At 70.1% G+C, this 19,568-nt stretch carries 13 protein-coding genes and 1 pseudogene; 7 read left to right on the top strand and 7 right to left on the bottom strand.

Annotation, left to right across the window (positions count from 1 at the left end):
* Nucleotides 1-71 precede the first annotated feature (71 nt).
* Complete coding sequence (locus ACFYPC_RS18190; RefSeq protein ID WP_388676891.1) at nucleotides 72-1,301, bottom strand: branched-chain amino acid ABC transporter substrate-binding protein; 1,230 nt, start codon at nucleotides 1,299-1,301, stop codon at nucleotides 72-74.
* Between the two features lie 895 nt (nucleotides 1,302-2,196).
* A complete protein-coding gene (locus tag ACFYPC_RS18185) occupies nucleotides 2,197-2,640 on the bottom strand; it encodes a hypothetical protein (protein ID WP_388676888.1) in 444 nt (147 codons plus the stop codon).
* Nucleotides 2,641-2,704: 64 nt separating this feature from the next.
* On the opposite strand from ACFYPC_RS18185, the gene ACFYPC_RS18180 reads away from it, so the two are divergent.
* Entirely contained in the window at nucleotides 2,705-2,995 is a 291-nt protein-coding gene (locus ACFYPC_RS18180; RefSeq protein ID WP_388676885.1) for a hypothetical protein, read from the top strand.
* A 72-nt stretch (nucleotides 2,996-3,067) separates the two neighbouring features.
* Here the strand turns inward: ACFYPC_RS18180 and ACFYPC_RS18175 are convergent, their stop codons facing one another.
* Together ACFYPC_RS18175 and ACFYPC_RS18170 are read right to left on the bottom strand one after the other, a co-directional pair.
* A complete protein-coding gene (locus tag ACFYPC_RS18175) occupies nucleotides 3,068-3,529 on the bottom strand; it encodes a hotdog fold thioesterase (RefSeq protein WP_388676882.1) in 462 nt (153 codons plus the stop codon).
* 132 nt (nucleotides 3,530-3,661) lie between these two features.
* The gene (locus tag ACFYPC_RS18170) at nucleotides 3,662-5,941 is read right to left on the bottom strand and encodes an FdhF/YdeP family oxidoreductase (protein WP_388676880.1); all 2,280 of its coding nucleotides are present in this window, start codon (nucleotides 5,939-5,941) and stop codon (nucleotides 3,662-3,664) included.
* 177 nt (nucleotides 5,942-6,118) lie between these two features.
* On the opposite strand from ACFYPC_RS18170, the gene polA reads away from it, so the two are divergent.
* On the top strand, nucleotides 6,119-8,845 hold the full coding sequence (gene polA / locus ACFYPC_RS18165; RefSeq protein WP_388676877.1) for a DNA polymerase I: 2,727 nt from the start codon (nucleotides 6,119-6,121) through the stop codon (nucleotides 8,843-8,845).
* Nucleotides 8,846-9,035: 190 nt separating this feature from the next.
* Nucleotides 9,036-9,998 (top strand): serine hydrolase, encoded by a 963-nt coding sequence (locus ACFYPC_RS18160; protein ID WP_388676874.1) that lies wholly within the window; start codon nucleotides 9,036-9,038, stop codon nucleotides 9,996-9,998.
* Here ACFYPC_RS18160 and ACFYPC_RS18155 read toward each other — a convergent pair.
* Nucleotides 9,919-10,772 (bottom strand): annotated as a pseudogene (locus ACFYPC_RS18155) (DUF4184 family protein). The gene ACFYPC_RS18160 and the pseudogene ACFYPC_RS18155 overlap by 80 nt on opposite strands.
* Nucleotides 10,773-11,121: 349 nt before the next feature.
* On the opposite strand from ACFYPC_RS18155, the gene ACFYPC_RS18150 reads away from it, so the two are divergent.
* The 3 genes from ACFYPC_RS18150 (at nucleotide 11,122) to ACFYPC_RS18140 (ending at nucleotide 14,156) form a co-directional block, all read left to right on the top strand.
* On the top strand, nucleotides 11,122-12,855 hold the full coding sequence (locus ACFYPC_RS18150) for a lytic transglycosylase domain-containing protein (RefSeq protein ID WP_388676872.1): 1,734 nt from the start codon (nucleotides 11,122-11,124) through the stop codon (nucleotides 12,853-12,855).
* A gap of 153 nt (nucleotides 12,856-13,008) precedes the next feature.
* Entirely contained in the window at nucleotides 13,009-13,143 is a 135-nt protein-coding gene (locus ACFYPC_RS18145; RefSeq protein ID WP_388676869.1) for an SPW_0924 family protein, read from the top strand.
* A gap of 20 nt (nucleotides 13,144-13,163) precedes the next feature.
* Nucleotides 13,164-14,156 carry a DUF3068 domain-containing protein gene (locus ACFYPC_RS18140; RefSeq protein WP_388676866.1) on the top strand — a complete coding sequence of 331 codons (993 nt, stop codon included), beginning with the start codon at nucleotides 13,164-13,166 and terminating at the stop codon, nucleotides 14,154-14,156.
* Here ACFYPC_RS18140 and hrpB read toward each other — a convergent pair.
* Entirely contained in the window at nucleotides 14,146-16,650 is a 2,505-nt protein-coding gene (gene hrpB, locus ACFYPC_RS18135) for an ATP-dependent helicase HrpB (protein WP_388676863.1), read from the bottom strand. The two genes, ACFYPC_RS18140 and hrpB, sit on opposite strands and share 11 nt — an antisense overlap.
* A 4-nt stretch (nucleotides 16,651-16,654) precedes the next feature.
* Nucleotides 16,655-17,464, bottom strand: coding sequence for a class I SAM-dependent methyltransferase (locus ACFYPC_RS18130; protein ID WP_388677296.1), 810 nt, complete (start codon nucleotides 17,462-17,464; stop codon nucleotides 16,655-16,657).
* A gap of 398 nt (nucleotides 17,465-17,862) precedes the next feature.
* Between ACFYPC_RS18130 and rpsA the strand changes: the two genes are divergently transcribed.
* On the top strand, nucleotides 17,863-19,368 hold the full coding sequence (rpsA, locus tag ACFYPC_RS18125; RefSeq protein WP_388676860.1) for a 30S ribosomal protein S1: 1,506 nt from the start codon (nucleotides 17,863-17,865) through the stop codon (nucleotides 19,366-19,368).
* Nucleotides 19,369-19,568: the final 200 nt, after the last annotated feature.

Raw genomic sequence — 19,568 nt, 5'->3', positions numbered from 1 at the left:
CGGATGCGAGTCCGCGCGGGGCGCCTGTGGTGCAGCGCCCCGCGCGGCTCGTGGGTGGTGCGGGTGGAGGGTCAGCCTGTGTAGGTGCCGGACTTCACGGCCTTCCAGGCACCGTTCTCGACCGCGTAGACGGTGAGCTGCTTGTTGGTCGCGTCACCGTACTCGTCGAAGGAGACCTTGCCGGTCACGCCGTCGAAGGAGACGTTCTGCATGGCGGCGGTGACCTTGGCGCGGGCGTCGTCCGGGAGCTTGCCGTCGTTGTCCTCGACGACCTTCTTCACGGCTTCGATGATCGCCCAGGCGGAGTCGTAGGAGTAGCCGCCGTACGCCTCGTAGGCCTCCTTGTAGCCCGCGGCCTTGTAGTTGGCGACGAACTCCTTGGCGGAGGCGAGGTCCTCGACCGGGGCGCCGACGGAGGTGGCGAGGTCGCCGGTGGCGGTGGCGCCGGCCAGCTTGATGAAGTCGGCGCTGTAGATGCCGTCGCCGCCGACGACGGGGATCTTGGCGCCTGCGGCCTTGATCTGCTTGCTGAGCGGGCCGGCCTGCGGGTATTCGCCGCCGTAGTAGACGACGTCGGCGCCGGAGCTCTTCACCTGGGTGGCGATGGCGGAGAAGTCTTTGGTGTCCGGGTCGATGTGCTGGGTGCCGGCCACGGTGCCGCCGAGCTTCTTGAACTCCTCGGTGAAGGTGGCGGCGAGGCCGGCGCCGTAGGTCTTCTTGTCGTCGATGACGAAGACCTTCTTCTTCTTGGAGTCGTTGTAGACGTACTGCGCGGCGAAGGGGCCCTGGATGGCGTCCGTGGTCGCGGTGCGGAAGTACGACTTGTAGGGGCGGGTCTTCGTGCCGGTGTTCCAGTCCGTGCCCTGGGTGAGGGCCGGGTTGGTGTTGGCGGGGGAGACCTCGACGAGTTTGGCGTCGTCGAAGACCTTCTGCATGGACTCCGCGACGGAGGAGTTCAGGGGGCCGACCACGCCGAGGACGGCGTCGTCGGCGACGAGCTTGGTGGCGTTCTGCTGTCCGGAGGAGGGCTGTGCCTGGTCGTCGAGGGCTTCGATCTTGAAGGTGACGCCGTCGACGTACTTCTGCTCGTTGGCCTGCTTGGTGGCGAGGTCCACGGAGTTCTTGATGCCCAGGCCCAGAGCGGACAGGTCGCCGGTCAGCGGGGCGTCGACGCCGATGGTGACGGTGGTGCCACTGTCGGAGCTCGAGCCGCCGTCGTTGTCGCGTGAGCCGCAGGCGGTCAGGGTGAGTGCTCCCGCCGCCAGCGCGGCGGTGATGGCGATGAACGAACGTTGACGCACGGTCAGTCCTTTCCCTGGCGCGGCCCTCCCCCATGGAAGGCGCCGAGTCGAGCGCTGCGCTGAGCCGAAATGGTTTCGAATCCTTGGAGCGGTGACTGGGCGTGACTCTAAGCGGGTCTAGGGAACATGGAGGAGGGTCTGGGGAAGGCTGTGACGCTCTTGTTATGACACGAGGTAATGCAGAGCGGTACTGAGTGGGTGGAACAGTGGAATTCAGGCTGATTCGCCCTGTCCGCATGTTGAGAACGTGCAGGACTCGGAGGGGTGTGTTCAGGAGTGTTCTAGGACTTTGGTGATGACCCGGAATTGTTGCCGCAGGCTACCTGAAGGGCTTCTGAGAGGTCTTGTGCGTATCGCTCACCAAGGATGTAGCTGTGCACTTGTATTGCCTGCGTATTACGTAGAGTTACATCGAGGAAAGGGAGCCCGGCGTTCCGGGGCGCTTTCGCGCACTCACTCACGTGCACGGTGACCGTGATCCGGTGCGGAAAACCGGTCCCTGTCCGGAACGGAGGGTGTGGGACGGAGGTGAGGTGGAGGCCGGCGGAGGGCTGTCCGATCCGTGTCACGGTGACGGGCGGGCCGGAACGCACGGTGACCTCCACGGCGAAGGTGAAAGCACCGCGCGGCCCGTCCGTGGGTGGCTCCGTACGGCCGGCGTAGGCGACATCGGTCACCTGGGAGGGGTACGGCGGGGCGGGCGGCGGCGGTTGCCGGGGGCGGGTGGCGTAGAGAGAGCCGCCGACGACGATGACGGCGACGGACGTGGCGGTGACGAGTGCGGCGCGGCGGTGACGGTCGTACCAGTGCGTGAGGCGGCCCGGCGCGATCTTGGCAGGCAGGGGGGTGTCCCGTGCGTGGGTGCCCTGGCCCGGCTCGACGGGACCGATGCCGCTCACTGCCAGGGACCTCCGCTCGGGGTGCCGTCGCGGTAGCGCTGCTCGCACAGTTCGCGTGCCTGACGGTCGATCAACTGCTCGGCCGCCTCCTCGCCTTCGCGCTTCTCTTCGGCCCGGGCGGCGTCGACGACTTTCCTCAGGATCTCGTACTGCCCGTTGGACAGGCCCATCGACTGGTAGTCCCCGTAGGTGTTCTGGTCCAGTGCCTCCCGTGACCAGTGCGCGACGAGCTGCGTGCACAGGTCCTGCGGTGGCGTGGAGGACGGTGACGGGGTGGTGGGGGTCCGCGTCTCACCTGCCGTCCCCCCGTCCGTTGCCCCGTCCGTCGCTCCGTCCATCGCTCCGGATTCCCCGCAGCCGGTGACCACCAGGCCGCCGGTCAGGAGTGCCAGGCCGAACCGGAGCGCCGTCCTCGTCCAGGGGGTTCGCGCCGTTCGCATAGGTTGACGCTAAGCCGCGGGGTGCCCGGGATCAACGGATGGGGACCGGACAGGATGGGGGAGTGTGAAACCGACGCGCGCTCGCCGACGTCAGGTCCTACCGGCGCGTGCCCCCGGGTCGCGAAATGCGGGCAGGGCCGCGCAGTGGCGGCAGTTCGCGGTGGCGGCCGTGGTGTTCGCGCTCGCGCTGACCGCCCGCACGGTCGACGAGGGGATCTGCGGTGCGTTGCCGCTGGGTACGCACTTTCTGTGGCACACCCTCGACGGCGTGCTGGTCTTCCTGGTGTCCCGCGCCCTGGTCCACCGCCGGCGGTATCTCGCGGACCAGGACCGTCTTGCGCGCCCCGCCCGGTGAGGGCCGCCCAGGGCTCGTGCCGGACGGCTGACTCAGGGCGGTCAGCCGTGGGCGCCTCTTCGAGTGGGTGTGTCAGCCGGTGGGGACGTCCTTGAGCATGCAGGTCAGCCGGGCGGTGCAGACGCGCTTGTCGGCTTCGTCCGTGATGACGATCTCGTACGTCGCCGAGGACCTGCCCCGGTGTACGGGGGTGGCCACGCCCGTGACCAGGCCGGAGCGCACCCCGCGGTGGTGGGTGCAGTTCAGGTCGACGCCCACGGCGATCTTGGAGCTGCCGCCGTGCAGCATCGCGCCGATGGAGCCGATGGTCTCGGCGAGGACGGCGGAGGCGCCGCCGTGCAGGAGGCCGTAGGGCTGGGTGTTGCCCTCCACCGGCATCGTGGCGACGACGCGCTCGGCGGAGGCCTCGATGAGCTGGACGCCCATGCGGGTGCCGAGGTCGCCCGCGGAAAAGAGGGCGGGCAGGTCGACGCCGAGCGACGCGTACTCGTCGATGACCTCTTGCGGGAACTTCACGCTGCGCTGCTCGCCCATCGGGCCCGACTCCGTCCGTCGTGGATCACTGTGCGGAAACACGGTGGGATCACTGTGCGGGAACACTGTGTTGGACCACTGTGTGGGATCACTCTGCGGTGGATCAAGCCCACCGACTCACTGAGCAAACGCTCAGTCGGTTCCCGATTGTTCCAGACGTACGACGACGGATTTGCTGGCAGGGGTGTTGCTGGTGTCGGCGGTCGCGTCCAGCGGCACCAGGACGTTGGTCTCTGGGTAGTAGGCGGCCGCGCAGCCCCGGGCGGTGGGGTAGTGGACGACGCGGAAGCCGGGGGCGCGGCGCTCGACGCCGTCTTTCCACTCGCCGACGAGGTCGACGTACGAGCCGTCCGCGAGGTTCAGTGACCGGGCGTCGTCAGGGTTGACGAGGACGACACGGCGGCCGTTCCTGATGCCTCGGTAGCGGTCGTCCAGGCCGTAGATCGTGGTGTTGTACTGATCGTGCGAGCGCAGGGTCTGCAGGAGCAGGCGGCCCTCGGGGAGCTTCGGGTACTCGACGGGTGCGGCCGTGAAGTTGGCTTTGCCGGTGGCTGTCGGGAAGCGCCGCTCGTCGCGCGGGGCGTGCGGGAGCGTGAAGCCCGAAGGGTTGGCCACGCGCGCGTTGAAGTCGTCGAAGCCGGGGATCACGCGTGCGATGCGGTCACGGACGGTCGCGTAGTCCTTCTCGAACTCCTCCCAGGGCGTGCGGGATTCATGGCCGAGGACGCGGCGTGCGAGGCGGCACACGATGGCCGGTTCGGACAGCAGGTGCTCGCTGGCCGGCTCCAGGCGGCCGCGTGAGGCGTGCACCATGCCCATGGAGTCCTCGACGGTCACGAACTGCTCACCGCTGCCCTGAAGATCCCGCTCCGTGCGGCCGAGCGTCGGCAGGATCAGGGCACGCGCGCCGGTGACGGCGTGTGAGCGGTTCAGTTTCGTCGACACGTGCACGGTGAGGCGGGCGCGGCGCATGGCGGCCTCGGTCACCTCGGTGTCGGGGGACGCGGACACGAAGTTGCCGCCCATCGCGAAGAAGACCTTGGCGTCGCCGTCGCGCAGTGCGCGGATGGCTCGTACGACGTCGTAGCCGTGCTTGCGCGGCGGGGTGAACCCGAACTCCCGTTCAAGGGCGTCGAGGAAGGCGGGGGCGGGCCGTTCGAAGATGCCCATCGTGCGGTCGCCCTGCACGTTCGAGTGGCCGCGCACCGGGCACACGCCGGCGCCGGGGCGGCCGATGTTGCCGCGCAGCAGAAGGAAGTTGACGACCTCGCGGATCGTCGGCACCGCGTGCTTGTGCTGGGTGAGGCCCATCGCCCAGCAGACGATGGTGCGCCGGGAGTCGAGGATCAGGCGAAGGGCTTCGTCGATCTTCTCCCGGGTGAGGCCGGTCGCGGTGAGTGTCTCGTCCCAGTCGGCGGCGCGGGCGGCTTCGGCGAAGTCCTCGAAGCCGTGGGTGTGTTCGCTGATGAACTCCTCGTCGACTGCTCCGTCGGCCTCCAGGACGAGTTTGTTGAGGAGACGGAAGAGGGCTTGGTCGCCGCCGAGGCGGATCTGCAGGAACAGGTCGGTGAGGGCGGCGCCCTTGAGCATTCCCTGGGCGGTCTGGGGGTTCTTGAAGCGCTCGAGTCCCGCTTCGGGCAGCGGATTGACCGTGATGATCTTCGCGCCGTTGGTCTTGGCCTTCTCCAGCGCGGAGAGCATGCGGGGGTGGTTCGTGCCGGGGTTCTGCCCGGCGACGATGATCAGATCCGCCTTGTAGAGGTCTTCGAGCAGGACGCTGCCCTTGCCGATGCCGATGGTTTCCAAGAGGGCGGAACCCGAGGACTCGTGGCACATGTTGGAGCAGTCGGGCAGGTTGTTCGTGCCGAGTTCGCGGGCGAACAGCTGATAGAGGAAGGCTGCTTCGTTGCTGGTGCGCCCTGAGGTGTAGAAGAGGGCCTCGTCGGGGGAGCCGAGCGCGGCGAGTTCCTCGGCGACGATGTCGAAGGCCCGCTCCCAGGGCACCGGTTCGTAGTGGTCGGCGCCCTCGGCCAGATACATGGGGTGGGTGAGGCGGCCCTGCTGGCCCAGCCAGTAGCCGCTGCGGCCGGCGAGGTCGGCCACGGTGTGTGCGGCGAAGAAGTCCGGGGTGACCCGGCGCAGGGTGGCCTCCTCGGCGACCGCCTTCGCGCCGTTCTCACAGAACTCCGCCGTGTGCCGGTGCTCGGGCTCGGGCCAGGCGCAGCCCGGGCAGTCGAAGCCGTCCTTCTGATTGACGCGCAGGAGGGTGAGTGCGGTGCGCCGCACGCCCATCTGCTGCTGGGCGATGCGCAGGGTGTGCCCGACGGCGGGGAGGCCGGCTGCCGCGTGCTTCGGCTCGGCGACCTGCGGCGCGTCCTGAACCGGATCGCTCTTGGGCGGCTTGCCGACCATCGCTGGGGACCCCTTCGCTTGCATGTGTGCTGTGTTCTCCCGGGCTGGGACACCGGCGGCTGCCGCCGCGGGCCCCGGCCTTTCCTACCCCTTCGAATCCTCGCACGGGGCGGCGACAACGGCTGTGCCCGGCCGCGGGGGCTCTCACTGTCAGTGGCACGTGGCAGGATCGGGGTCGTGGCAGAGACAGCATCGAAGAAGACCGACAGCACCTCCGGCGAGACGCGTCCGCGGCTGATGCTCATGGACGGGCACTCGCTGGCGTATCGCGCGTTCTTCGCGCTGCCCGCGGAGAACTTCACCACCGCGACGGGCCAGCCGACGAACGCGATCTACGGCTTCGCGTCGATGCTGGCGAACACGCTGCGCGACGAGGCGCCCACGCACTTCGCGGTGGCGTTCGACGTCTCCCGCAAGACGTGGCGCTCCGAGGAGTTCACCGAGTACAAGGCGAACAGGTCGAAGACCCCGGACGAGTTCAAGGGACAGGTCGAGCTGATCGGCGAGCTGCTCGACGCGATGCACGCGGAGCGTTTCGCGGTCGACGGCTTCGAGGCGGACGACGTCATCGCGACGCTCGCCACGCAGGCCGAGGCCGCGGGTTTCGACGTGCTGATCGTCACCGGCGACCGTGACTCCTTCCAGCTGGTGTCCGAGCACACGACGGTGCTGTATCCGACGAAGGGTGTCTCGGAGCTGACCCGTTTCACTCCGGAGAAGGTCTTCGAGAAGTACGGGCTGACTCCGGCGCAGTACCCCGACTTCGCGGCGCTGCGCGGAGACCCGTCCGACAACCTGCCGGGCATCCCCGGTGTCGGCGAGAAGACGGCGGCGAAGTGGATCAACCAGTTCGGTTCGTTCGCGGAGCTGGTCGAGCGCGTCGAGGAGGTCAAGGGCAAGGCCGGGCAGAACCTCCGCGACCATCTGGAGTCGGTGAAGCTCAACCGCCGTCTCACGGAGATGGTGACGGACGTGGAGCTGCCCAGGACGGTCACGGACCTGGAGCGCGCTCCGTACGACCGCAAGGCGGTGGCGATGGTCCTGGACACCCTGGAGATCCGCAATCCGTCGCTGCGTGAGCGGCTCCTCGCCGTCGACCCGGGAGCGGAGGAGACGGAGGACAGCCGGCCGGTCACCGAGGGCGTCGAACTCGACGGCGCGGTGCTCGGCGCGGGCGAGCTGAAGCCGTGGCTCGACGAGCACGGCCAAGCGGTGCTGGGCCTGGCCACGGTCGACTCCTGGGCGCTGGGCACGGGCGCGGTGGCCGAGGTCGCGCTCGCGACGGCCGACGGCAAGGCCGCGTGGTTCGACCCGACGCAGCTGGACGAGGCCGACGAGAACGCGTTCGCGAAGTGGCTCGCCGACCCCGAGAAGCCCAAGGTCATGCACAACGCCAAGGGTGCGATGCGGGTCTTCCCCGAGCACGGCTGGACTGTCGAGGGCGTGTCCATGGACACCGCGCTCGCGGCGTACCTGGTGAAGCCGGGGCGCCGTTCCTTCGCCCTTGACGCGCTGTCCCTGGAGTACCTCGGCCGGGAGCTGGGGCCCGCCGCGGCGGCCGACGGGCAGCTCGCCTTCGGCACCGACGAGCGGGCCGAGGCCGACGCGCTGATGGTGCAGGCCCGCACGATCCTCGACCTGGGCGAGGCGTTCGGCGAGAAGCTGGAGGAGGTCGGCGCCGCCGGCCTGCTGCGCGACATCGAGCTGCCGACGTCCGCACTGCTGGCCCGCCTGGAGCGGCACGGCATCGCCGCCGACCGGACGCATCTGGAAGCCATGGAGCAGATGTTCGGGGCGGCCGTGCAGCAGGCGGTGAAGGAGGCGCACGCTTCCGTGGGCCACGAGTTCAACCTCGGCTCACCCAAGCAGCTCCAGGAAGTTTTCTTCGGCGAGCTCGACCTGCCCAAGACGAAGAAGACGAAGACGGGCTTCACGACGGACGCGGACGCGCTGGCCTGGCTGGCCGGGCAGACCGACCACGAACTTCCGGTGATCATGCTCCGGCACCGCGAGCAGGCGCGGCTCCGGTCGACGGTCGAGGGCCTGATCAAGACGATCGCGGCGGACGGCCGTATCCACACCACCTTCAACCAGACGGTGGCCGCGACGGGCCGCCTGTCGTCGACGGACCCGAATCTGCAGAACATCCCGGTCCGCACCGACGAGGGTCGCGCGATCCGCCGCGGCTTCGTGGTCGGCGAGGGTTTCGAGTCGCTGATGACTGCCGACTACAGCCAGATCGAACTGCGTGTGATGGCCCATCTGTCCGAGGACGAGGGCCTGTTGGAGGCGTTCACGTCCGGCGAGGACCTGCACACCACGGTCGCCTCACAGGTGTTCTCCGTGGAGCGGTCCGGGGTCGACGCGGAGATGCGGCGCAAGATCAAGGCGATGTCGTACGGCCTGGCGTACGGGCTGTCGGCCTTCGGCCTCTCCCAGCAACTGAACATCGACGCGGGTGAGGCGCGCGGGCTGATGGACACGTACTTCGAGCGCTTCGGCGGCGTACGCGACTATCTGCGCCGCGCTGTCGACGAGGCCCGTGCCACGGGCTACACGGAGACGCTTTTCGGCCGCCGCAGGCATCTCCCCGACCTCAACAGCGACAACCGCCAGCGGCGTGAGACGGCCGAGCGGATGGCTCTCAACGCGCCCATCCAGGGCACGGCCGCCGACATCGTCAAGATCGCCATGCTGAACGTGGACCGTGCCCTGCGGGAAGCCGATCTCAAGTCCCGCATGCTCCTCCAGGTCCACGACGAAATCGTCCTGGAGATCGCCCCCGGTGAGCGCGCCAGAACCGAGGAACTGGTCCGCCGAGAGATGGCGTCGGCCGTCCAGCTCCAGGCCCCGCTGGACGTCTCCATCGGCTCCGGGGACGACTGGGAATCGGCGGCGCACTAGCGCTCCGCCGGGCAGGCGGTTCGTTCACCGCGGGGCGGTGGGGCGGTGGGGCGGTCGCCCCCGCTCCGCCTGTCCAGTGGGCGGGGGACCGATGCGGGGCACTTGGGGGAGGCCCGCCGACCCGGTCGGTTTCACTCGCGTGGCCCTCGCAAAGGGGCCTCGCGCCCGAGCCGCCCGTAAGGATGCGGGCATGGGTATACGCATGCTCAACCGTCGTACGGTCATAGCCACGGCCGTCGTATCGGCGCTCCTCGTGCCGATCCCCGCGGTCGCCGCGGACGCGAGCACCGCTCAGGTGCCCGCGGCCTGCCGCTCCACCCGTGACCCCGACCTAGCGGCCCGGATGTCCCGCGACATCCGGGCGGCGCTGTCGTCCCGCCAGGGCACCGTGTCCGTGGCGGTCCGAGACGACGACACCGGGCTGACCTGCGCCCTTGCGAGCACGCGGCAGTACGACTCGGCGAGCGTCGCCAAGGTAGTGATCATGGAGGGCGCGCTGCGCCGGGCGGAGGAGCGCGGGCGCAAGCTCACCGACTGGGAGCGGGTCAACCTGCGCCCGATGATCACCAGGTCCGACAACACCGCCGCCGTACGCCTGTGGGCCGACCTCGGGCGCGCCCGCCTGAGCCGCTTCCTGACCCGCGCCGGGACGACTGGAACGGCCCTCGGCCCCAACGGCTACTGGGGCCTGACCCGCACCACGGCAGCCGACCAGATGCGGCTGCTGGCGGTGCTCACGAACTCCCGCTCGTTCCTGAAGACCCGCGCCTACGGTCTGAAGCTGCTCAGCCAGGTCCGCCGCGATCAGCGCTGGGGGGTGCCCGCGGGCATGCCGAGCGGGCTGAAGGCCCACGTCAAGAACGGCTGGTTGCCGCGCGCCACGCACGGCTGGCGTGTGCACAGCGTCGGCGCGTTCACCGGCCCCCACCGCACGTACCGCATCGTCGTCCTGTCGCACGACAACCCGACGATGGCGTACGGAGTGCGCACCATCGAGCGCATCGCGCAGGCCGTGCACCGCGGCCTGCGCCACAAGCGCGGCCCGGTGCAGAGCCCCACTCCGGAGAACGTGATCAGCGAGGAGCCGGACGGCTCGGCTCCGTACGGACCGCTGCCGGGTTGGGACGAGCCGGAGCCGGACGCCACATCCTGACCCCGACCGCGTACAGGGCGAGGCCGAGCACCAGTCCGGCGCCCGCGCCGAAACACAGCGTCGGGATCCACTCCCAGGCCTTCGCGTCGGCGCCCCGGGAGGCCATCCAGAGCGAGGCCCGCTGCACCGCGCCCACCAGCGCGCACCCCCGATCACCGCACCGGCCGCCCATCGGTCGGAACCGGACAGTACGGGCACCCCCACGGGCTCGCCCGAGGGCGTCCGCCGTACCGCCACCACCACGAAGAGGGCGATGGCGCCGGCCGCCACCGCCGAACTGCCGTACTGCGCGTACCAGTACAGCGGCGAACCCGCCATCTCCCGCCCCAGAAGGGGCAACAGCTCCACACCCCACCGGTCGTGATGCGTGAACGCGTCCCACACGACATGCGTCAGTGCGCCGAGCGCCGCCGAGGCGTACCACCACCACACCGCCGGCGGACTCAGCCGACTCCGTGGCGCCCCGCAGCGCAGCAGCCCCGCGACCCGCCCTTGCCGGGCCCGCGGCAGCAGCGCCACCAGCGGCTCACGCAGCACCAGCCACGTGCCCGCGAGCGCCCAGGCGACGAGTACGTCGAAGGTGAGGACGCCGGTGAAGGAGTGTGTGAAGGCGCCGAACTCCATCCCTCCGGGCAGCACACTTGCCGCGTAATAGGTCATGTCGGGAGCGAACGAACCGGCTACCAGGACCGTCGGCACCAGCCGGCCGCGACCGCTTCCGTCGGCGCGCACGGCGGGCAGTACGGCCGCCGCGTGGCTGAGAGTGAAGGGCAAGTCGTCTCCCTGTGGCTTACGTTGGCCGGGTAGGCCGATCGCGGTGATCCCGGGCGGCCCGGCGGACGCCCATTATGAGGGACGCGTGAGAACTCGCCGAGAGGGCACGCAGTGAGCTGCCCACCGCACAACCAGGCGTGGCCAACTGGTGAAAATCGGGCACGAACGGGTGCCCGGTCGACAGGAGTTGTCGTAGGGTCGCCTGGGTCGCCGTGGCGGGGAACACGGTCGAACGCCAGGACAGACAACAGCAGAGAACACAGAAGAAGACGCACCAGAAGTGCGCGCACGGTAACAAACCGCGCGGCAAGAGGGGCGTAAGTGGTCGTCCATGGGAGGGACTCACTCGATGGTGGCGCATTTCGGCACGAGGCTGCGCAAGGGAGCGATGACGACGGCTGTGGCCGCGGTCGCTGTCGCGGCTCTGTCCGCCTCCCAGGCCCCGGGAGTGGCCACCGACGACCAGGGCAGACAGACCACCGGCGCCGACGCCGAGTCCACGCCCGACGGCAGTGCCACCGGTAACTCGCCGTACTACACGGATCTTCCGCCGCTGAACACCCCCGCCCCGACGCCGACCATCGGCACCCCTGCCGTCACCGGTGAGGCCGAGGCCGGCATACCCGCGACCGTCCTCGACGCCTACAAGCAGGCCGAGGCCTCGCTGAGTGCCTCCAAGCCGGGCTGCAACCTGCCCTGGGAGCTCCTCGCCGCCATCGGCAAGGTCGAGTCGGGTCAGGCCCGCGGCGGCAACGTCACCTCCGACGGCACCACGATCACGCCGATCCTCGGCCCGGTCCTCAACGGCAACGGCTTCGCGAACATCAGCGACACCGACGACGGCGCGTACGACGGCGACAGCACCTACGACCGTGCGGTCGGCCCGATGCAGTTCATCCCGTCCACCTGGGAGTGGGCGGGCGAGGACGGCAACGACGACGGCAAGAAGGACCCCAACAACATCTACGACGCCGCGCTCGCGGCGGGCAACTACCTGTGCAGGTTCGACTGGAACCTGTCCGACCAGGCAGACCTCGACAGCGCGATCCTCAGCTACAACAACTCGACCGAGTACCTCAACACGGTCCTGTCGTGGCTGGAGTACTACCGCAAGGGCACCCACGAGGTACCGGACGGCACCGGCACGCTGCCCGCGAACCGCAGTGACGACTCCGACGGGGCCGTCATCTCGCCGAGTCCGAGTCCGACCCCGCCGAGCACGCCGACCCCGCCGAGCCCGCCGAAGCCGACCCCGCCCACTCCGGGCGGCGGCACCAACAGCCCGACCCCGCCCCCCGCCACCCCGCCGAGCACCCCGCCGTCCACCCCACCCGTTCCGCCCACTCCCACCGAAACCGTGGACCACCTGGAGGACGCGGGCACCGGGACGCTCACCGCGACGGCGGGCGACACGTTCGGCGAGCAGGTCGCGGTGCGGACCGAAACCTCGGCGGGCAAGGCAGTCGCCAAGGTCCGGGTGCGGTTCACGATCGTCGGCGACACCACCGACGCCACCTTCACCGGCGGCGAGAGCGTCGCCACGGTCGTCACCGACAGCGCGGGTACGGCGACCGCGCCAGCGCTCGTCGCGGGCGAGCAGACCGGCGACTTCGTCGTCCGCACCACGGTCGTGGGCCGCACGCTGACCGGCCTCGACTACACGGCAAGCGTCACCCCGCGCCAGGCCGACACCCTCGTCCGCACCACCGACACCGCGCTGACCTGCGTGCCGGGCGGCGAATTCGCGGACCAGGTCGAGGTGAAGGCCACCTACAACGGCGCCGTCGCGGACAAGGTCGCCGCCACCGCCACGCTCATCAAGTCGGCGGACGACGCGACCGAGAACGACAAGGGTCCCTACTTCAAGGACGCGGGCGGCAACACCGTACGCACCCTCACGGACCTCACCACGGATGCCGACGGAGCGCTGACACTCCCGAAGCTGTACGCGGACGACACCACCGGCACCTTCCTGCTCCGCATCACCACCACGGGCGGAGCGACGCTGACGGTCGAGCTGACGGTGGCCGCCGCGCCCACAACGGAGCCGGAACCTGAGCCCGAGCCGACGGCCACGGCGTAGTCCGCACGCGCACGGTCAGGGCGCCCCTCCGCTTCCGGCGGAGGGGCGCCCTCGTCTGTGTGCGCAACGTGTTCTCATCTCGCCCCGCCGTTGCTACGGTGCCGGACCTGACGAGGTATCAGCTCCTGTTCCCGGCCCCCGGGGAGGCCCCGCATGCGTGCCCTCATCGCCGCCGCGACCGGTCTCGCCGTCGCGCTCGCCCTGGTGTTCACCATCACGGCCATGGGCTCACCGGTCGGCAAGACCTCGCCGAAGCCGCTGCTGACCACCGTGCCCAAGCACCCATAACGCACAGGGAGGACGCCGAAATGCGCCGCAAGGTCAGCCTGATCCTGCTCGCCTTCGCCGTGTTCTTCGCGGCGCTGTCCCCTTTGCTGCGCTGGTACGCCTTCCCGCGCCTGGCCAAGGTCCCCGCCGACCAGTACCAGGACATGGTCCTTGAGGCGAAGGACGCCACCCTCCTCGACTACGGCACGATGACGCCCAAGAAGGTCCCCAAGGTCACCATCGTGCAGACCCTCAAGGGAAACGTCGAAGCCTCCGAGAAGATCGAGAAGACCGCCGGCCGGGACGTCGTCGTCTGGGACTCCCTCTCCTATGTGCAGGGCCCCGACGGGGAGATGGTCTCCAAGCTCCCCGAGCGCTACATCTTCGACGCGCACACCCAGGAGCCCGTCCACGCCACCGGCGAGTCCGTCGACGGCGAGCCCGTCGTCCGCGAGGGCATCGAGTTCAAGTGGCCCTTCATGACGGAGAAGAGGGACTACGAGTACTTCGACGCGCAGACCCGCACCTCCGCCCCGATCCACTACGAGGGCAGCCGCGACTTCCGGGGCGTAAACGTTTACTACTTCGAGCAGACCATCCCCTGGACCAAGGTCGAGTTCCCGAACGTCCTGCCCGTCGAGGGCGTCACATCGGATTCGCTCGCCGAGACGGGCACCACCCGCTGGTACACCACGGTCCGCAGGTTCTGGGTGGAGCCGGTCACCGGAGCACCCGTCTACGGCGAGGAGATCCACCAGGAGGAGCTGCGCGGCGGCACCCTCCTGGGGGACCGCGACAAGGTGACCGCCTTCTCCGGGCACGTGAAAATGCGCGAGGACTACACCAAGCACACGGTCGACCTGGTCAAGTCGAACCGCACCCTGATCCTGCTGATGACCACCCACCTCCCCTGGGGCTTCCTGGTCCTGGGCGCGGGACTGGCGTCGCTCTCCCTCTACCTGGAGGCACGCAGCCGCCGGCCGGGCGACCCCGCGTCCACGGACGCCGCGGAACCGGAACCGGTCAGCGCCTGAGCCGCGCGTTCGTGTACCGCGTCGGCTCGGCGGTCGCCGGGTCCTCGGGCCACGGATGCCTGGGATAGCGCCCGCGCAGTTCGGCCCGTACGGCCTTGTAGCCCTCCTTCCAGAAGGAGGCCAGGTCGGCGGTGACGGCGGCGGGGCGCCCCGCGGGCGAGAGCAGGTGCACGAGCACGGGCACCCCGGCGACGGCCGGGGACCTCTGGAGGCCGAACATCTCCTGCAACTTGACGGCGAGCACCGGCTGTTCGGGGTCGGCGTAGTCGATCCGGATCCTGGACCCGCTGGGTACCTCGATCCGCTCGGGGGCGAGTTCGTCGAGGCGGGCCGCCTCGCCCGTCGCCCAGGGCAGCAGGCGGTTGAGGGCCTGCCCGGCCTCGATGCGCGCCAGATCGGCCCGTCGCCGGGCGCGGCTCAACTCCGGCTCCAGCCACTCGTCCACGCGCGCGTGGAGCGCGTCGTCGGAGACGTCGGGCCACGGGGCACCCAGGTGCAGATTCACAAACGCGAGCCGCCGCCGCAGCACCTCGGCGTCCGGCGACCACCGCAGCAGCCCGAGCCCGTCCGCCCGCAGCCCTTCCAGCAGTGCATTGCGTATGAGCCCGGCGTCGGCCTTCTTGAGCGGCCGCACCGCCAACTCCACGGCTCCGAGCCGCTCGACCTGCCGCGCGACGACGTCACCGTCGGCCCAGTGGACCTCGTCGCCCTCGGAGCGCAGGCTCACCGCCGCCCGCATCGCCGTCTCCTCGTCGATGACCGCCGCGAGCCGCACGCGCGCGTGGCCGGCGCCGACGGGCCGGTCCGCGACAGCCACGGCGAGCCAGGGCGCCCCGCGCAACCCCGAACCGTCCCCGACCTCGGCCCGCGTCCCGGACACCATCAGGTACGAGCCGCCCTGAGCCCGCGCGACCCGCTCGGGGAACGCCAGGGCGGCGACGAGTCCGACCACCCTGTCGTCCCCCGCCTCGGAGCGGGAGGCGGGGGCGGACGCGGGGGACGAGGTGCGCAGCCGGCGGGACTCCGTGCGCCAGCGGGCCGCATACGCGTCGCCCCCGCGCCGGGCCGCTCGCCAGGCCGCCGCCAGATCGTCGCCGTACTCCCGCGGCGGCTCCTCGCTCAGCAGGGCGACCACTTCGGCGGCCCGGTCCGCGCCGACCTCGGGTGCCGCGTCCAGCAGGGCCCGGGCCAGTCGGGGGTGCAACCCGAGCCGGGACATCCGCACACCCCGCTCGGTCGCCCGCCCCGTGGCGTCTACGGCGCCCACGGCCGTCAGCACCGCCCGCGCCGCGGCCATCGCGCCGCCAGGCGGCGGGTCCAGGAGCGCGAGCCCCGTCGCGTCCGGATCGCCCCAGCAGGCCGCCTGCAGGGCGAACGCCGTCAGGTCGGCCACCTTGATCTCCGGCGCCGGGAAGCGGGTCAGACGCGCGTCCTCCGCCTCGGTCCAGCAGCGGTACACCCGCCCCGGCGCCTCACGCCCGGCCCGCCCCGCCCGCTGCCGTCCGGCCGCCTGCGAGGCCCGTACGGTCGCCAGCGCGCTCAGCCCGCGCGCGTGGTCCACCCGCGGCTCCCGCGCGAGCCCGGAGTCGACGACCACCCGCACCCCGGGAACCGTCAGCGACGACTCGGCGACGGCGGTGGCCAGGACCACCCGGCGCCCCGCCCCGCCCGACAGCACCGCGTCCTGCACCGCGGCCGACGCCCGACCGTGCACCTGAAGCACCTCGACAGCGCCGAGATCCCCCAACTGCCCGGCGACGCGCGCGATCTCGCCGACCCCGGGCAGGAAGCACAGCACGTCCCCCTCGTGCTCGGCCAGCGCCCGGCGCACCACCGACGCCACATGGGTGAGCAGCACCGGGTCCACGCGCATTCCATGGGGTGGCCTTACAGGGCGCACGGGCGGCGCCCACACCACCTCGACCGGATACGAGACCCCCTGGGCCTCGACCACCGGCGCCCCGCCCAGCAGCCGGGCCCAGCCCTCGGCGTCGGTTGTCGCGGACGCGGCCACCAGCCGCAGCTCGGGGCGTAGCGCGGCCCGTACGTCCAACAGGAAAGCGGCCACCGTGTCGGCGTCCAGATGCCGTTCATGGCACTCGTCGAGCACGACCACGTCGACGCCCGCCAACTCCTGGTCCCGCTGCAGGCGTTGCAGCAGCACACCGGTCGTGACGACCTCCACGCGCGCGCGTGGACCCATCACACGCTCCCCGCGCACGGTGAAGCCGACGCTCTCGCCGACCTTCTCGCCGAGCAGCCACGCCATCCGCCGCGCGGCCGCCCGTGCGGCGATACGGCGCGGCTCGGCCACGACGACACGGCGGGCCGGACCCTCGTCCAGCAGCCCGGCGAGCGCCAGCGGCACGAGCGTTGTCTTGCCGGTGCCGGGCGGCGCGACGAGGACCGCCGCGCCGTGCGCCTGAAGGGAGTCGTTCAGGCCGGGCAGCGCGCCGCGTACGGGCAGCGGGTCCAGAGCGTCGTAACGGATCACCCGCTCAGTCTCGTACGCACACGAAGATCGCCGTGCCCGGGATCAGGTTCCCGCGCAACGGCGACCAGCCGCCCCACTCCTGGGTGTTCCAGGCGGGCCACTCCGGCTCCACGACGTCGAGGAGGCGGAAGCCGCCGGCCACGACGTCGCGGACGCGGTCGCCGATCGTCCTGTGGTGTTCGACGTACACCGCGCGGCCCTCCTCGTCCTGCTCCACGTACGGAGTGCGGTCGAAGTAGGAGGAGGCGACCGAGAGGCCCTCGGGGCCGGGCTCGTCGGGGAAGGCCCAGCGGACCGGGTGCGTCACCGAGAAGACGAAACGGCCTCCCGGGCGCAGCACCCGGTGCACCTCGCGCAGGACGCGGACCGGTTCGGCGACGAACGGCAGCGCGCCGTAAGCCGAGCAGGCCAGGTCGAAGGAGCCGTCCGCGAACGGCAGGGCCCCCGCGTCGGCCTCCACCAGGGGCACGGTGCCGCCGATGCGCAGCGCGTGCTGGAGCTGGCGGTGGGAGAGGTCAAGGGCCACCGGACGTGCCCCCTGCCCGGCCAGCCAGCGCGAGCACTGGGCCGCGCCGGCGCCGATCTCCAGGATGTCCTTGCCCTTGAGGTCCTCGGGCGGGCCGAGCAGTTCGGCCTCCACCTCGTCGAGTCCTTCGGGGCACCACACGAAGCGGTCGTCGCCGAGGAAGGTGCCGTGTTCGGTCTGGTAGTCGTCCGCGTTCCGGTCCCACCAGCCGCGATTGGCGCGGGAACTCTCCGTGCCGTCCGCGTCGCGTCGGGTGGCTTCGGGCTCGAACGGTTCGGGCTCTTGGATGATCTGCTCCCTCGTACTAGTCTGCGGGCACTTCCGTCCCGACCGGTCTCGGGAACGTCACGGCAGGGGTCAACTACGGCCCGCGTGGCCTCGTGAGACAGGTCTTGTGCCGGGTATGCGGTGTTCCGCCCCGGGTGTGCGCCTTCGCGCATTGACCCTGTCCGGCTGCCCCCGTATGCTACAAGTTGCGCTGCGGGCCTGCGCACCTCAGACGTAGTAGGTCGCGCTCGCATCTGTATGTATGACCCCTCGGTTTTCGAGGCGCCACCGGCGGTGTTTGTCACAAACACTTTCCGGATCCGGCGCTTCCTTGGCTGTCCGGCCGTCTGCAGAGCGAAACGGGCTCCCGGCGTAAGCAGTACCTACGACTCACTGTCCGTACCGGAGCCCTTTCCCACATGACGAGCAGCACCGAGACCACCTCTACCACGCCGCAGGTAGCGGTCAACGACATCGGTAACGAGGAAGCCTTCCTCGCCGCGATCGACGAGACGATCAAGTACTTCAACGACGGCGACATCGTCGACGGCGTCATCGTGAAGGTCGACCGGGACGAGGTCCTGCTCGACATCGGTTACAAGACCGAAGGCGTGATCCCGAGCCGCGAACTCTCGATCAAGCACGACGTCGACCCGAACGAGGTCGTCAAGGTCGGCGACGAGATCGAGGCCCTGGTTCTCCAGAAGGAGGACAAGGAAGGCCGCCTCATCCTGTCCAAGAAGCGCGCTCAGTACGAGCGTGCCTGGGGCACGATCGAGAAGATCAAGGAAGAAGACGGCATCGTCACCGGTACCGTCATCGAGGTCGTCAAGGGTGGTCTCATCCTCGACATCGGCCTCCGTGGCTTCCTGCCGGCCTCCCTCGTCGAGATGCGCCGCGTCCGCGACCTCCAGCCGTACGTGGGCAAGGAGCTCGAGGCCAAGATCATCGAGCTGGACAAGAACCGCAACAACGTGGTTCTGTCCCGCCGTGCCTGGCTCGAGCAGACCCAGTCCGAGGTCCGCCAGACGTTCCTCACGACCCTGCAGAAGGGTCAGGTCCGCTCCGGCGTCGTCTCCTCGATCGTCAACTTCGGTGCGTTCGTGGACCTGGGTGGCGTCGACGGTCTGGTTCACGTCTCCGAGCTCTCCTGGAAGCACATCGACCACCCCTCCGAGGTTGTCGAGGTCGGCCAGGAAGTCACCGTCGAGGTCCTCGACGTCGACATGGACCGCGAGCGTGTCTCCCTGTCGCTCAAGGCGACGCAGGAAGACCCGTGGCAGCAGTTCGCCCGTACGCACCAGATCGGTCAGGTCGTCCCGGGCAAGGTCACGAAGCTCGTTCCGTTCGGTGCGTTCGTCCGCGTGGACGAGGGCATCGAGGGTCTGGTCCACATCTCCGAGCTGGCCGAGCGCCACGTGGAGATCCCGGAGCAGGTCGTCCAGGTCAACGACGAGATCTTCGTCAAGGTCATCGACATCGACCTCGAGCGCCGTCGCATCAGCCTCTCGCTGAAGCAGGCCAACGAGGCCTTCGGTGCCGACCCGGCTTCGGTCGACTTCGACCCGACGCTGTACGGCATGGCCGCGTCGTACGACGACCAGGGCAACTACATCTACCCCGAGGGCTTCGACCCCGAGACCAACGACTGGCTCGAGGGCTTCGAGGCTCAGCGCGAGGTGTGGGAGACCCAGTACGCCGAGGCGCAGCAGCGCTTCGAGCAGCACCAGGCGCAGGTCATCAAGTCCCGCGAGGCGGACGCGCAGGCCGAGGCCGAGGGCGCTGCCGCCCCCGTCGCCGGTCCTGCGAGTGCGGGTGTCTCGGGTGGTTCGTACTCCTCGGAGTCGGACGACACCTCCGGCGCCCTGGCGTCGGACGAGGCGCTGGCCGCCCTCCGCGAGAAGCTGGCCGGAGGCCAGAGCTGATCGCTCGGGTCGGCTTTTAGCCGGTAGTTGCTGCGGGCCCGCACCCTTCGGGGTGCGGGCCCGCAGTGCGTTTCCTGTGTCGCGCGCAGGTGTCCGCTGTACCGCTGAGCTTGCAGAAACGTGAGGGATACACGAGTAACTGACGGGCCGTAACGGGGTGTTGGGAGGCTTCCTCGATCGATCAAGATCGACAGAGGAGC

Origin of the sequence: Streptomyces sp. NPDC005808 (assembly GCF_042871385.1) — a bacterium.
In the GTDB taxonomy this organism is placed as follows: domain Bacteria; phylum Actinomycetota; class Actinomycetes; order Streptomycetales; family Streptomycetaceae; genus Streptomyces.
The sequence above is the reverse complement of the archived record's forward strand: the minus strand, read 5'-3'. Positions and strand labels throughout refer to the sequence as shown.